Origin of the sequence: Flavobacterium flavigenum (assembly GCF_027111255.2) — a bacterium.
In the GTDB taxonomy this organism is placed as follows: Bacteria; Bacteroidota; Bacteroidia; order Flavobacteriales; family Flavobacteriaceae; genus Flavobacterium; species Flavobacterium flavigenum.
On the sequence record NZ_CP114285.2, the window covers coordinates 4,171,934 to 4,187,361 of the forward strand.

10 protein-coding genes are annotated in these 15,428 nt (G+C 34.8%); 9 read left to right on the plus strand and 1 reads right to left on the minus strand.

Annotated elements, in window-relative coordinates:
* The first annotated feature begins 7 nt into the window (after positions 1-7).
* The 8 genes from nusG (at position 8) to OZP09_RS17320 (ending at position 11,763) form a co-directional block, all read left to right on the plus strand.
* Positions 8-559 carry a transcription termination/antitermination protein NusG gene (gene nusG, locus OZP09_RS17285; protein WP_269234932.1) on the plus strand — a complete coding sequence of 184 codons (552 nt, stop codon included), beginning with the start codon at positions 8-10 and terminating at the stop codon, positions 557-559.
* 66 nt (positions 560-625) lie between these two features.
* A complete protein-coding gene (rplK, locus tag OZP09_RS17290) occupies positions 626-1,063 on the plus strand; it encodes a 50S ribosomal protein L11 (protein WP_025572417.1) in 438 nt (145 codons plus the stop codon).
* Between the two features lie 13 nt (positions 1,064-1,076).
* Positions 1,077-1,766, plus strand: a complete 690-nt coding sequence (gene rplA / locus OZP09_RS17295; protein WP_269234933.1) for a 50S ribosomal protein L1 — start codon at positions 1,077-1,079, stop codon at positions 1,764-1,766.
* 22 nt (positions 1,767-1,788) lie between these two features.
* Positions 1,789-2,292 (plus strand): 50S ribosomal protein L10, encoded by a 504-nt coding sequence (gene rplJ / locus OZP09_RS17300; protein WP_281309728.1) that lies wholly within the window; start codon positions 1,789-1,791, stop codon positions 2,290-2,292.
* 94 nt (positions 2,293-2,386) lie between these two features.
* The gene (gene rplL / locus OZP09_RS17305; protein ID WP_025572412.1) at positions 2,387-2,758 is read left to right on the plus strand and encodes a 50S ribosomal protein L7/L12; all 372 of its coding nucleotides are present in this window, start codon (positions 2,387-2,389) and stop codon (positions 2,756-2,758) included.
* A gap of 264 nt (positions 2,759-3,022) precedes the next feature.
* The gene (gene rpoB / locus OZP09_RS17310; protein ID WP_281310769.1) at positions 3,023-6,835 is read left to right on the plus strand and encodes a DNA-directed RNA polymerase subunit beta; all 3,813 of its coding nucleotides are present in this window, start codon (positions 3,023-3,025) and stop codon (positions 6,833-6,835) included.
* 257 nt (positions 6,836-7,092) lie between these two features.
* Positions 7,093-11,400 (plus strand): DNA-directed RNA polymerase subunit beta', encoded by a 4,308-nt coding sequence (gene rpoC / locus OZP09_RS17315; RefSeq protein WP_269234935.1) that lies wholly within the window; start codon positions 7,093-7,095, stop codon positions 11,398-11,400.
* A gap of 54 nt (positions 11,401-11,454) precedes the next feature.
* Positions 11,455-11,763, plus strand: coding sequence for a DUF3467 domain-containing protein (locus tag OZP09_RS17320; RefSeq protein ID WP_025572408.1), 309 nt, complete (start codon positions 11,455-11,457; stop codon positions 11,761-11,763).
* A gap of 238 nt (positions 11,764-12,001) precedes the next feature.
* Here OZP09_RS17320 and OZP09_RS17325 read toward each other — a convergent pair whose 3' ends face one another.
* Positions 12,002-13,594 (minus strand): peptide chain release factor 3, encoded by a 1,593-nt coding sequence (locus OZP09_RS17325; protein WP_269234936.1) that lies wholly within the window; start codon positions 13,592-13,594, stop codon positions 12,002-12,004.
* Between the two features lie 329 nt (positions 13,595-13,923).
* On the opposite strand from OZP09_RS17325, the gene OZP09_RS17330 reads away from it, so the two are divergent.
* Positions 13,924-15,357: a peptidylprolyl isomerase gene (locus OZP09_RS17330; RefSeq protein ID WP_269234937.1), complete on the plus strand. Its 1,434-nt coding sequence runs from the start codon at positions 13,924-13,926 to the stop codon at positions 15,355-15,357.
* The last annotated feature ends 71 nt before the right edge of the window (positions 15,358-15,428 follow it).

Consider the following 15,428-nt stretch of genomic DNA (forward strand, 5'->3'; position numbering starts at 1 on the left):
TTTTGTGATGGCAGATAATAATGTGAAAAAATGGTACGTAGTTAGAGCGGTTAGTGGTCAAGAAAATAAAGTAAAAGCTTATATTGAGACTGAGATTGCGAGATTAGGTATGGAGGATTATGTTTCTCAGGTCTTAGTTCCTACTGAAAAAGTAGTTACTGTAAAAGATGGGAAAAAATCATCTAAGGATAAAGTATATTTTCCTGGATATGTTATGATCGAAGCTAACTTGGTTGGTGAGATTCCTCATATTATTAAGTCTATTACTAGTGTTATTGGATTTTTAGGAGAAATTAAAGGAGGAGAACCTGTTCCTTTAAGACTTTCTGAAGTAAACCGTATGTTAGGTAAAGTGGATGAACTGGCTGTAAATACAGATACAAGATCAATTCCATTCAGTTTAGGAGAAACAGTAAAAGTGATCGATGGTCCTTTTAATGGTTTCAATGGTATGGTTGAGAAAATCAATGAAGAAAAGCGTAAACTTGAAGTTATGGTTAAGATTTTCGGAAGAAAAACTCCATTAGAATTGAGCTTTATGCAAGTTGAAAAAGTATAATTTTGTTACATCTATAATATCCACTGTAATCGCTTCCAAATGATTATAGTGTTAAATTTTTAAAAAATGGCTAAAGAAATTAGTAAGGTAGTTAAACTACAAGTTAAGGGAGGTGCTGCGAACCCGTCGCCACCGGTTGGACCTGCTTTAGGAGCTGCTGGGGTTAATATCATGGAGTTTTGTAAGCAGTTTAATGCTAGAACTCAGGATAAACCTGGCAAAATTTGTCCAGTGCAAATCACTGTGTACAAAGACAAATCATTTGATTTTGTTGTTAAGACTCCTCCAGCTGCAGTACAGTTAATGGAAGCAGCAAAGCTAAAGTCTGGATCAGGTGAACCAAATCGTAAAAAAGTAGCTAGTGTTACTTGGGATGTTATCAAAGCAATTGCTGAAGATAAAATGGTAGATTTAAATGCATTCACAATCGAATCAGCAATGAGTATGATTGCAGGAACTGCTAGATCTATGGGTATAACTGTATCAGGAGAAGCTCCTTTTTAATTAAGAGAAAGAAATGGCAAAATTGACAAAAAAGCAAAAAGAGGCTGCTTCAAAAATTGAAAAGAACAAATTGTACTCTTTAAAAGATGCTGCTGCATTAATTAAAGTGGTTGCTTCTGCAAAATTTGATGAGTCTGTTGATATCGCAGTACGTTTGGGTGTAGATCCAAGAAAAGCGAATCAAATGGTAAGAGGTGTAGTTACTTTACCTCACGGTACTGGAAAAGATGTTAAAGTATTAGCATTGGTTACTCCGGATAAAGAAGCTGAGGCTAGAGAAGCTGGAGCGGATCATGTTGGTCTTGATGATTACTTACAAAAAATTAAAGACGGTTGGACAGATGTTGATGTAATCATCACTATGCCAGCTGTTATGGGTAAATTAGGTCCATTAGGTCGTATTTTAGGACCTAGAGGTTTAATGCCAAACCCTAAAACAGGTACTGTAACTATGGATGTTGCAAAAGCTGTTGCAGAGGTAAAAGCTGGTAAAATTGACTTTAAAGTTGATAAAACTGGTATCGTTCACGCAGGAATTGGTAAAGTTTCTTTTGGAGCTGAGCAGATTGTTGACAACGCACACGAAATTATTCAAACATTAATAAAACTTAAACCAACTGCTGCTAAAGGTACATACATTAAAGGTATCCACCTTACAAGCACTATGAGTCCTGCGATTGCATTAGACCCAAAAGCAGTATAATTGGTAGTTAAAAATTTTTAGTATGACTAGAGAAGAAAAATCAATCGCGATTGAAAATTTAACTGCGCAGTTAGCTGGTACAAATATCATTTATGTATCTGATATTTCTGGTTTAAACGCAGAAACAACTTCAAACTTACGTAGAGCTTGTTTTAAAGCAGGTATCAAATTAGAAGTTGTAAAGAACACTTTGCTTGCAAAAGCAATGGAAGCTTCTGCTAATGATTATGGTGATTTACCTACAGTATTGACAGGTAACAGTGCTATATTTATTTCTGATGTTGCTAACGCACCTGGAAAAATTATCAAAGATTTCCGTAAGAAATCTGATAAGCCAGTTTTAAAAGGAGCTTACATCAATTCTGAAATATACATTGGAGATAATCAATTAGATGCATTAGCTACAATTAAATCTAAAGAAGAGTTACTTGGAGAACTTATTGGATTATTACAATCTCCGGCTCAAAGAATTATTTCTGCTTTACAAAACAAATTCGCTGGTAGCGAAGAAGAAGCTGAAGCATAATAATACAAACAGAGAGAATTTAGTTTCTCTGTTGCCTAATTAGCGCACAATAAACAAAATATAATTTTACAAATCATTTTAAACGATAGAAAAAATGGCAGATTTGAAACAATTCGCAGAACAATTAGTTAACCTAACAGTTAAAGAAGTTAACGAATTAGCAACAATATTAAAAGACGAGTATGGTATCGAGCCTGCTGCTGCAGCTGTAGTAGTTGCTGCTGGTGGTGGAGAAGGTGCTGCTGAAGAAGCACAAACTGAATTTACAGTTGTATTGAAAGAAGCTGGTGCTTCTAAATTAGCAGTTGTAAAATTAGTTAAAGAACTTACAGGTTTAGGTCTTAAAGAAGCTAAAGATGTAGTTGATGGTGCTCCAAGTACTGTTAAAGAAGGTGTTTCTAAAGAAGAGGCTGAAGGTCTTAAAAAATCATTAGAAGAAGCTGGAGCTGTAGTTGAATTAAAATAATTCAACTCGGTTTTAAGAACTAGGTTTAGGTCCTGAGTTAACACTCAAAGGCCTAAACCATTTTTCGTATAATAAAATACATTAAATTTTATTATCAAAATAGTTTAATATACGAAAGAGTTTTTGATCAATACGAAGAAAAAAAATTGAACTGAAATTTCAGTTTATTTTTAAAGATGTATTGGTTTTAAAAAGAAAGTATAAACTAAGCAATGTGTTTTACACAAAAAAATTACTTTTTTTTAATCAAAATTTTGTCCATTGATGATAACAAATCAGACTGAAAGATTGAATTTTGCCTCTACAAAAAACATTCCTCAATATCCGGATTTTCTAGATGTTCAGGTAAAATCGTTTAAAGATTTCTTCCAATTGGAAACCAAATCTGACGAAAGAGGCGACGAAGGGTTGTACAATACCTTCATGGAAAATTTCCCAATTACAGATACCAGAAATAACTTTGTATTGGAGTTTCTTGATTATTTTGTAGATCCGCCACGTTATACTATTCAAGAATGTATAGAGAGAGGTCTTACTTATAGTGTGCCTTTAAAAGCTAGGTTGAAACTATATTGTACAGATCCGGAACACGAAGATTTTGAAACAATTGTGCAAGATGTTTATCTTGGAACAATTCCTTACATGACTCCAAGTGGTACTTTTGTAATCAATGGTGCCGAGCGTGTTGTAGTATCTCAATTACACCGTTCTCCAGGGGTTTTCTTTGGACAGTCATTCCACGCAAATGGAACTAAACTTTATTCTGCCAGAGTAATTCCTTTTAAAGGTTCCTGGATAGAATTCTCTACAGATATCAACAGCGTAATGTACGCGTATATCGATAGAAAGAAAAAATTACCTGTAACAACTTTATTCCGTGCAATCGGATTCGAAAGAGATAAAGACATCCTTGAGATCTTCGACTTAGCTGAAGAAATTAAAGTTTCTAAAACTGGTATTAAAAAATATATTGGAAGAAGACTTGCTGCGCGTGTTTTGAACACATGGCATGAGGATTTCGTTGACGAGGATACTGGAGAGGTAGTTTCTATCGAGCGTAACGAAATCATCCTTGATCGTGATACTATTATCGACAAAGATAATGTTGAAGAGATCATCGATTCTAACGTAAAATCTATTTTGTTACACAAAGAGGATAACAACCAAGCAGATTATGCTATTATCCACAATACGTTACAAAAAGATCCAACAAACTCTGAAAAAGAAGCTGTTGAGCACATTTACCGTCAGTTGCGTAACGCTGAACCGCCTGATGAGGAAACTGCTCGTGGTATTATAGATAAATTGTTCTTTTCTGACCAACGTTACAACTTAGGTGAAGTAGGTCGTTACAGAATGAACAAGAAATTGAATTTAGATATCCCTATGGATAAGCAAGTGCTTACCAAAGAAGATATCATTACAATTGTAAAATATTTGATCGAGTTGATCAACTCTAAAGCAGAGATTGATGATATTGATCACTTATCAAACCGTCGTGTTAGAACAGTTGGAGAACAATTGTCACAACAATTCGGTGTTGGTTTAGCACGTATGGCTAGAACTATTCGTGAGAGAATGAACGTTAGAGATAACGAGGTGTTTACACCAATCGATTTGATCAATGCTAAAACATTATCATCGGTTATCAACTCTTTCTTTGGTACTAACCAGTTGTCTCAATTTATGGATCAAACGAATCCATTAGCTGAGATTACACACAAAAGAAGATTATCTGCACTTGGACCAGGTGGACTTTCGAGAGAGAGAGCTGGTTTCGAGGTTCGTGACGTTCACTATACGCACTACGGACGTTTATGTCCGATTGAAACTCCAGAGGGACCAAACATTGGTTTGATTTCATCTCTTGGTGTTTACGCGAAAGTAAACGGAATGGGATTCATCGAAACACCTTACCGTAAAGTTACTAACGGTGTAGTTGATTTAGAAAGTACTCCGGTTTATTTGAGTGCTGAAGAAGAAGAAGGTAAAATGATTGCTCAGGCAAACATTGAAATGGATGAAAATGGTAAAATTACGGCTAGCAATGTTATTGCTCGTGAGGAAGGTGACTTCCCGGTTGTTGAGCCAAATGTAGTTCATTATACAGACGTTGCTCCTAACCAGATCGCTTCGATTTCTGCATCTTTAATTCCTTTCCTGGAGCATGATGATGCGAACCGTGCGTTGATGGGATCTAACATGATGCGTCAGGCGGTTCCTTTGATTCGTCCTGAAGCGCCGATTGTTGGTACAGGTTTAGAGCGTCAGGTAGCTTCAGATTCAAGAGTATTAATCAATGCTGAAGGGCATGGAACTGTTGAATACGTTGATGCTAACATTATTACTATTAAATACGATCGTACAGAAGACGAAAGAATGGTTAGTTTTGATGCTGATGAGAAAACATACAACTTAATTAAATTTAGAAAAACCAATCAGGGTACTAGTATTAACCTGAAACCAATCGTAAGAAAAGGTGACAGAGTTGTTCCTGGACAAGTATTGTCTGAAGGATATGCTACTCAAAATGGTGAATTAGCTTTAGGTAGAAACTTAAAAGTTGCGTTCATGCCATGGAAAGGGTACAACTTCGAGGATGCGATTGTAATTTCTGAAAAAGTAGTTCGTGATGATATTTTTACTTCTATCCACGTTGATGATTATTCATTAGAGGTTAGAGATACTAAGTTAGGAAACGAAGAGTTAACAAACGATATTCCTAACGTTTCTGAAGAAGCTACTAAAGATTTAGATGAAAACGGTATGATCAGAATTGGAGCAGAGGTTAAGCCTGGTGACATTTTGATCGGAAAAATTACACCAAAAGGAGAATCAGATCCAACTCCAGAGGAGAAATTGCTTCGTGCAATCTTCGGGGATAAAGCTGGTGATGTAAAAGATGCTTCATTAAAAGCTTCTCCATCTTTACATGGTGTAGTTCTTGACAAAAAATTATTTGCAAGAGCCGTTAAAGATAAACGTAAACGTACTCAGGATAAAGATGCTTTAGGAGCTCTTGAAATGGAGTTTGAAACTAAATTTGTTGAATTAAAAGACAGATTGGTTGAGAAATTATTCCTGATCGTGAACGGAAAAACATCTCAAGGTGTAATGAACGATTTGGGTGAAGAAGTTTTACCAAAAGGTAAAAAATACACTCAAAAAATGCTTTACGCAGTAGAAGATTTTGCTCACTTAAGCAAAGGTCAATGGGTTGCTGATGATGCTACTAATAAAATGGTTAATGATTTAATTCATAACTATAAAATTAAGCTGAACGACTTACAAGGAGCTTTAAGAAGAGAGAAATTCACTATTACAGTTGGAGATGAATTACCATCTGGTATCTTGAAATTAGCTAAGATTTATATTGCTAAGAAACGTAAGTTGAAAGTAGGGGATAAAATGGCGGGTCGTCACGGTAACAAAGGTATTGTTGCAAGAATCGTTCGTCATGAAGATATGCCTTTCTTAGAAGACGGAACACCAGTAGATATCGTATTGAATCCACTTGGGGTACCTTCACGTATGAATATTGGTCAGATTTATGAGACTGTTCTTGGATGGGCTGGTATGAACTTGGGTAGAAAATTTGCTACTCCAATTTTTGATGGTGCTTCTTTAGATCAAATCAATGCTTTGACAGATGAAGCGAACGTACCACGTTTCGGACATACTTATCTTTATGATGGTGGAACTGGGGAGCGTTTTGCACAAAAAGCAACTGTGGGTGTAATTTACATGCTTAAATTAGGACACATGGTTGATGATAAGATGCACGCACGTTCTATCGGACCATACTCATTGATTACGCAACAGCCACTTGGAGGTAAGGCTCAATTTGGAGGTCAGCGTTTTGGAGAGATGGAGGTTTGGGCACTTGAGGCTTATGGAGCTTCTAGTACACTACGTGAAATCTTAACTGTTAAGTCTGATGACGTTATTGGTAGAGCAAAAACTTACGAGGCTATCGTTAAGGGTGAAACTATGCCAGAACCAGGTTTACCAGAATCATTCAATGTATTAATGCACGAATTGAAAGGTCTTGGATTGGATCTTCGTTTGGAAGAATAAATAAAAGTTTTGTAGTCAGTCTCATTTATTAATGGGACTGATTACTCATTTATATCAGTTTTTAAAGATTTATACCCGTAACCCGTTCCGATTTTTTATAACAATGCAAGCCATTTTATAACTAGCACTTCAAATAACAGTTTGAGGTTTAGAGAAGTAACCCGAGGTAGTAGCGAATGATTAACTCTTTTCTTTTAAAGAGTAGATTATAAATCTAAAATCAATTTTTTAATTGCAATAAATCAATAGTAAAAACTATGATGAATAACAGAAACAATAAAGATAAGAATCCAGTAAAAAGATTTAACAAAATCTCTATTGGATTGGCTTCACCAGAATCTATCTTGAAAGAATCAAGAGGAGAGGTTTTAAAGCCAGAAACTATTAACTATAGAACGCACAAACCAGAGCGTGACGGACTTTTCTGCGAAAGAATCTTCGGACCAGTAAAAGATTTCGAATGTGCTTGTGGTAAGTATAAAAGAATTCGTTACAAAGGTATCATCTGTGACCGTTGTGGTGTTGAAGTTACTGAGAAAAAAGTACGTCGTGACAGAGTAGGACACATCAACCTTGTTGTGCCAATTGCTCACATCTGGTATTTCCGTTCTCTTCCAAACAAAATTGGGTATATCCTTGGTCTTCCATCTAAGAAATTAGATATGATTATTTACTACGAAAGATACGTAGTAATCCAGGCTGGTATTGCTAAAAATGCAGATGGAGAATCTTTACAAAGATTAGATTTCTTAACTGAAGAAGAATACTTAAACATTTTAGATACTCTTCCACAGGAAAACCAATATTTAGATGATTTAGATCCTAATAAATTTGTTGCCAAAATGGGAGCAGAGTGTATTATGGATTTATTAGCTCGTATTGACTTAGATGCTTTATCTTATGAATTAAGACATAGCGCTAACAATGAGACTTCTAAACAAAGAAAAACTGAAGCTTTAAAAAGATTACAAGTTGTGGAGTCTTTCCGTGAGTCTAACTTAAACCGCGAAAACCGTCCAGAATGGATGATTATGAAAGTGGTTCCAGTTATTCCACCAGAATTACGTCCACTTGTGCCACTTGATGGAGGTCGTTTTGCAACTTCAGATTTGAACGATTTATATCGTCGTGTAATCATCCGTAACAACCGTTTGAAAAGATTAATGGAGATTAAAGCTCCAGAAGTTATCTTAAGAAACGAAAAACGTATGCTACAGGAATCTGTAGATTCATTATTCGATAACACACGTAAAGCTTCTGCTGTTAAAACAGAATCAAACAGACCATTAAAATCATTATCTGACTCTTTAAAAGGTAAACAAGGACGTTTCCGTCAAAACCTTTTAGGAAAACGTGTGGATTATTCTGCTCGTTCGGTAATTGTCGTTGGTCCTGAGTTAAAATTATATGAGTGCGGATTGCCAAAAGATATGGCATCTGAGTTATATAAACCTTTCGTTATCCGTAAATTGATTGAAAGAGGTATTGTTAAAACAGTAAAATCTGCTAAGAAAATCATTGACAAAAAAGAGCCAGTAGTTTGGGATATCCTTGAAAACGTAATTAAAGGTCACCCGGTATTACTTAACCGTGCTCCTACTTTGCACAGACTTGGTATTCAGGCATTCCAGCCAAAATTAATTGAAGGAAAAGCGATCCAGTTACACCCATTAGTATGTACGGCTTTCAACGCCGATTTCGATGGTGACCAGATGGCTGTTCACTTACCATTAGGACCAGAGGCTATTTTAGAAGCACAATTATTAATGTTGGCTTCTCACAATATCCTGAACCCTGCAAATGGTGCTCCAATTACTGTACCTTCTCAGGACATGGTCTTGGGTCTATATTACATGACTAAAGAGCGTATTTCTACAGAAGATCACAAAATTTTAGGTCAGGATTTAACTTTCTATTCTGCTGAAGAAGTAAATATTGCATTAAACGAAGGAAGATTAGAATTAAATGCTCGTGTAAAAATCCGTGCAAAAGATTTTAATGAAAACGGAGAGCTAGTGTACAAAATCATCCAAACAACTGCAGGACGTGTATTATTTAACGAAGTAGTACCTGAAGCAGCTGGATATATCAACGACGTATTAACTAAGAAAAACCTTAGAGATATTATTGGACACATTTTAAGTGTGACTGATGTACCTACAACGGCAGCTTTCTTGGATAATATGAAAGATATGGGCTATAAATTCGCATTTAGAGGAGGTTTATCATTCTCTTTAGGTGATATTAGAATCCCAGAACAAAAAACTAAATTGATTGCAGATGCCAGAGAACAAGTTGAAGGTATCTCAACCAACTATAACATGGGTCTTATTACCAATAACGAGCGTTACAACCAGGTTATTGACGTATGGACTTCTGCGAATGCACAGCTTACTGAGTTAGCAATGAAAAATATTAGAGAAGACCAGCAAGGTTTCAACTCTGTATATATGATGCTTGACTCTGGAGCGAGGGGTTCTAAGGAGCAGATTCGTCAGTTAACAGGTATGCGTGGTTTGATGGCTAAGCCTAAAAAATCTACTGCCGGTGGTGGTGAGATTATTGAAAACCCGATTCTTTCTAACTTTAAGGAAGGTCTTTCAATCCTTGAGTACTTCATTTCTACTCACGGTGCTCGTAAAGGTCTTGCGGATACAGCTCTTAAAACAGCCGATGCTGGTTACTTGACAAGAAGACTTCATGACGTTTCTCAAGATGTTATTGTTAACATCGAGGATTGTGGAACTCTTAGAGGTGTTGAAGTATCTGCATTGAAGAAAAATGAGGAAATCGTTGAATCATTAGGAGAGAGAATTTTAGGACGTGTTGCATTACAAGACGTTATTAATCCTCTTACTAACGAAGTAATGGTTAAATCTGGAGAGCAAATCACTGAATCAATCATGAGAACAATAGAAGCTTCTCCAGTTGAAAAAGTAGAGGTTAGATCTCCATTAACTTGTGAAGCTACAAAAGGTATTTGTGCTAAATGTTACGGTAGAAACTTAGCTACTGGTAAGATGACACAAAGAGGTGAAGCTGTCGGAGTTATTGCAGCTCAGTCTATTGGTGAGCCAGGTACACAGTTAACACTTCGTACGTTCCACGTTGGAGGGGTTGCCGGAGGAATTTCTGAAGAATCTAGTATTGTTACAAGATTTAACGGTAGATTAGAAATTGAAGATTTAAAAACAGTAAAAGGAGAAGACAGCGAAGGAAACTCTGTTGATATCGTGGTTTCACGTTCAACTGAATTGAAATTGGTTGACGAGAAAACAGGAATTGTTTTAAATACGCATAACATTCCTTACGGATCTAGTATTTTTGTTAATGATGGAGATACTGTTGCAAAAGGAACTGTAATCTGTAAATGGGATCCATATAATGGTGTAATTGTTTCTGAATTTACTGGTAAGATTGCTTACGAAGATTTAGAGCAAGGACAAACATTCATGGTTGAAATTGATGAGCAGACAGGTTTCCAGGAAAAAGTAATTTCTGAAGCCAGAAACAAAAAATTAATCCCAACTTTATTGGTTTACGGTAAAGAAGGTGAATTGATTCGTTCATACAACTTACCGGTTGGAGCTCACTTGATGGTTGAGAATGGCGAGAAAATTAAGGCTGGTAAAGTCTTGGTTAAAATTCCGCGTCGTTCTTCAAAATCTGGGGATATTACAGGAGGTTTACCAAGAATTACAGAGCTGTTAGAAGCTCGTAATCCTTCTAACCCAGCTGTAGTTTCTGAGATAGATGGTGTTGTTTCTTTTGGAAAAATCAAAAGAGGTAATCGTGAGATCGTTATCGAATCTAAATTTGGTGATGTTAGAAAATATCTTGTAAAATTATCAAGTCAAATCCTTGTTCAGGAAAATGACTTTGTAAGAGCCGGTGTTCCATTGTCTGATGGTGCTATTACTCCGGATGATATCTTAAGAATTCAGGGACCTGCTGCTGTTCAACAGTACTTGGTAAATGAAATTCAGGAAGTTTACCGTTTACAAGGGGTAAAAATCAACGACAAGCACTTTGAAGTTGTTATTCGTCAGATGATGCGTAAAGTAAGGGTTCAGGATCCTGGAGATACTTTATTCTTAGAAGACCAATTGATTCATACTAAAGACTTTATTGTTCAAAATGATAAGTTATATGGAATGAAAGTGGTTGAAGATGCCGGAGATTCTTCTGTATTGAAACCAGGTCAGATTATTACACCTCGTGAATTGCGTGATGAAAATTCATTATTGAAACGAAATGATAGAAATCTTGTAGTAGCAAGAGACGTAATTACAGCAACTGCAACGCCAGTTTTACAAGGTATTACAAGAGCTTCGTTACAAACTAAATCATTTATTTCTGCGGCTTCATTCCAGGAGACAACGAAAGTACTTAACGAAGCTGCAGTAGCTGGTAAAGTAGATGACTTAGAAGGATTAAAAGAAAATGTAATTGTTGGTCACAGAATTCCTGCGGGAACTGGTATGAGAGAATACGATAATACTATTGTAGGATCTAAAGACGATTACAATGAAATGATGGCAAATAAAGAAGAGTATATTTATTAATTCTTATCAATTCCCTCTTTTTCAAAAGAGGGAAATTGAAAAAATATTCAAGTTATGAGTAATCCGAAACAACAAGAGCAAATTAATATTGAGTTAGACGAAACTATTGCAGAAGGAATTTATTCCAACCTTGCAATCATCAATCACTCATCATCTGAATTTGTTTTAGATTTTGTAAATATTATGCCGGGTACTCCTAAAGCAAAAGTAAAGTCAAGAATTGTACTGACGCCACAACATGCTAAAAGATTATTAAGAGCTATTGGTGAAAACATTCATCGCTTTGAAGCAGCTCATGGCGAAATCAAAGAAACTGAACAAGCGCCAATTCCGCTTAATTTTGGTCCGGCAGGACAAGCATAAAGTTTTAAAGCTCCAGAAATGGAGCTTTTTTTATTGATAAATTCATAAAAAGTGTATTTTGTCTGATTTAATTTACTTTCAACGAATATGTTTTAATACATTGTTTTTTAATTCTAATTTTGACTTAACATAAAATAAAGAAAATTAATTTTTCCAATAAAAAGTTAATTTAATACTATTAAAAAAGCGCCAACTTTGAAAAGTTGGCGCTTTTTGATTATATAAGACGATCACATATTTATTCAAATTCAGATGTAAAAAATAATTTTACATTTGGATATTTGCTTTGGGTCATTTGAATTGTAAAGTCAGAATCGGCTAAAAATACTAATTGTCCATATTTGTCATGAGCCAGAAATTTTTGTTTGATTCTTTTAAATTCTTTAAACTCTTCACTTTTAGGATCATTCGGTTTTACCCAACATGCTTTGTGAACAGGGAAATTTTCATAGGTACATTTAGCACCGTATTCATGCTCTAAACGGTATTGGATAACTTCATATTGTAGTGCGCCAACAGTACCGATAATCTTACGATTATTCATTTCTAATGTAAATAATTGCGCTACACCTTCATCCATTAACTGATCAATTCCTTTATCCAATTGTTTTGCTTTCATTGGATCTGCATTGTTGATATATCTAAAGTGTTCAGGAGAGAAGCTTGGAATTCCTTTGAAACTCATTAATTCTCCTTCAGTCAAAGTATCACCAATTTTAAAATTCCCTGTATCATGAAGACCAACAATATCTCCCGGATAAGAAATATCTACGATTTCTTTTTTCTCTGCAAAAAAAGCATTTGGGCTGGAAAATTTTAAATTTTTCTTCTGACGAACATGGTAATATGGTTTGTTTCTTTCGAATGTTCCGGAAACAATTTTAATAAAAGCTAATCGGTCACGGTGTTTTGGATCCATATTTGCATGGATTTTGAAAACAAAACCAGACATTTTTTCTTCAGCAGGATCAACCAAACGGGTTTCAGAATCCTTTGGTCTTGGTGATGGTGCGATTGTAACGAAACAATCCAACAACTCGCGAACTCCAAAATTGTTTAACGCAGAGCCAAAAAATACAGGCTGAATTTTTCCGTCTAAATAATCCTGGCGATCAAATTTTGGATAGACTTCATCAATTAATTCTAATTCTTCACGAAGTTTTTCTGCAGCTTTCTGACCAACAATTTTATCTAGTTCCGGATTGTTTTGTACATCAGAAAAAGCAATTGTTTCTTCAATATTTTTACGGCTGTCCCCACTAAAAAGATTGATGTTTTCTTCCCATAAATTATAAATTCCCTGAAAATCATATCCCATTCCGATAGGGAAACTTAGAGGTGTAACTTTTAATCCTAACTTTTGTTCTACTTCATCCATCAAATCAAAAGCATCTTTACCTTCACGGTCTAATTTGTTGATGAAAACAATCATTGGAATGTTTCTCATTCTACAAACTGCAACCAGTTTTTCAGTTTGTTCCTCGACCCCTTTTGCAACGTCAATTACAACAATGACACTGTCTACAGCTGTTAATGTTCTAAAAGTATCTTCGGCAAAATCCTTGTGTCCAGGCGTATCAAGAATGTTGATTTTTTTGTCTTTATAATTAAAAGCAAGAACAGATGTTGAAACCGAAATACCTCTTTGGCGTTCGATTTCCATGAAATCACTTGTGGCTCCTTTTTTAATTTTATTATTTTTTACGGCGCCTGCTTCCTGGATTGCACCTCCAAAAAGTAATAATTTTTCTGTCAATGTTGTTTTACCGGCATCAGGATGCGAGATAATTCCAAAAGTTCTTCTGCGTTGTATTTCTTTTAAAAAGCTCATATTTTATATAAATAGGTTGCAAAAGTACTATTAATTAATGCTATTTAAAAATAAATGCCATTCAGTTTGGTTTAGATGATTTCGTTTTTTTGTTATTTATATTACTCAAATTAATAAGTTGTTTTAATTTATCAGGGTTGTGTATAATTTTTTGTTAATAGTATAGCAGATAGTTGGATTGTGTAATTGAATTGTTATTTTTGTTCGTTATAAGTTGTGGAAACCAGATGCAGTTTTTTCTATTTCTATAATTTTGAAATATTTATTAATTATTTCAGTTTTAAAGAAAACACTAAATAAAGCCTTACATTCAAATTAAATTTAAAATAATGTTATTAAAAAAATTACAGCTAAAAACTATTGATTGCAGGTTAGTACTGACAATATGTTTTTTACTTTTTTTCAGCTCGATTATTTCTGCTCAGGAAGTTATTAAGGATGTTGTAGCTGAGAAACCGGCTGATAAAGCTTCAATCAACAAACAAAAGGTAGATGGTATTATTGCCACGGTTGGGGATTATATTGTTTTAGACTCAGATATTGATAAAGGGTATCTTGAAATTACTTCTCAGGGCGGTTCGGTAAAGGATATTACCAGATGTCAGATGTTAGGGAAGCTTTTGGAAGATAAATTGTATGCACATCAGGCAATTCAGGACAGTATTATTGTTAGTGATGCCGAAGTAAAAAGCATGATGGATGAAAGGCTTACTTACATGATGAGACAGACTGGTGGGGATATCAATAAAATTGTAGAATTTTACAAAAAGAGTTCAGTTGAGGAATTTAAAACATATTTTGCAGATATATTAAAAGAGCAAAAATTATCTTCTGAAATGCAGAAAAAGATTGTTGATGCAGTTGAAATAACGCCAGAAGAGGTTCGTAATTTCTTTAAAAAGATACCAAAAGATGAATTGCCTACTTTTGGAGCTGAAATGGAGGTAGCCCAAATAGTGGTAGAACCTAAAGTCTCAAAAGAAGACAAGCAAAAAGTGATTGACAGATTGAATTCTATTCGAAAAGATGTTTTAGAAGGTTCAAGTTTTGCTACAAAAGCTGTACTGTATTCTCAGGATCCGGGGTCTTCACCTAATGGAGGTTATTATAAAATGACCAGAAAAACACCTTTTGTCAAGGAATTTAAAGATGTCGCTTTTAGTTTAGCGGAAGGGGAAATTTCAGATCCTTTTGAAACACAATACGGATACCACATTATAATGGTTGATAAAATAAAAGGGCAAGAAGTAGAATTGCGTCATATTTTAATTTCGCCAACAGTTTCAGAAACAGCTTTAAAAGAAGCAAAAGAAAGAATTACAAACATCAGAAATAAGATTGTAAATAAGGAAATTTCTTTTGCAGATGCTGCCAGAACTGAATCTGATCAAAAAGAAACAAGAGCCAACGGAGGTACTTTAGTTAATCCAAATACTCAGGATACGCGTTTTGAACTTACAAAAATGGATGCAACGTTATACAGTCAGGTTTCAAATTTAAAAGACAATGAAGTATCTCAGCCACTTTTGGATACAGATGATAAAGGGAAAAAAACATATAAATTAATTACTGTAACAAACAGAATTGATTCTCACGTTGCAGATTATGCAAAAGATTACACTAAAATCAAAGAATTAGCATTAAAAGAAAAACAAATCAATGCCATTGCAAAATGGTTTGATACAAAAATCAAAGACACCTATATTAAGATTATTGGCGAATACAGAGATTGTACCTTTACTAATAATTGGTTGAAAAAATAATTTTTATTAAATAAAGAAAAGAGTTAGTTTTATGAATTCATAGAGCTAACTCTTTTTAATTTAAAATATAT

Coding starts and splice junctions, on each gene's coding strand:
- nusG (WP_269234932.1), top strand. CDS start 8: ATGGCAGATAATAATGTGAAAAAATGGTACGTAGTTAGAGCGGTTAGT.
- rplK (WP_025572417.1), top strand. CDS start 626: ATGGCTAAAGAAATTAGTAAGGTAGTTAAACTACAAGTTAAGGGAGGT.
- rplA (WP_269234933.1), top strand. CDS start 1,077: ATGGCAAAATTGACAAAAAAGCAAAAAGAGGCTGCTTCAAAAATTGAA.
- rplJ (WP_281309728.1), top strand. CDS start 1,789: ATGACTAGAGAAGAAAAATCAATCGCGATTGAAAATTTAACTGCGCAG.
- rplL (WP_025572412.1), top strand. CDS start 2,387: ATGGCAGATTTGAAACAATTCGCAGAACAATTAGTTAACCTAACAGTT.
- rpoB (WP_281310769.1), top strand. CDS start 3,023: ATGATAACAAATCAGACTGAAAGATTGAATTTTGCCTCTACAAAAAAC.
- rpoC (WP_269234935.1), top strand. CDS start 7,093: ATGATGAATAACAGAAACAATAAAGATAAGAATCCAGTAAAAAGATTT.
- OZP09_RS17320 (WP_025572408.1), top strand. CDS start 11,455: ATGAGTAATCCGAAACAACAAGAGCAAATTAATATTGAGTTAGACGAA.
- OZP09_RS17325 (WP_269234936.1), bottom strand. CDS start 13,594: ATGAGCTTTTTAAAAGAAATACAACGCAGAAGAACTTTTGGAATTATC.
- OZP09_RS17330 (WP_269234937.1), top strand. CDS start 13,924: ATGTTATTAAAAAAATTACAGCTAAAAACTATTGATTGCAGGTTAGTA.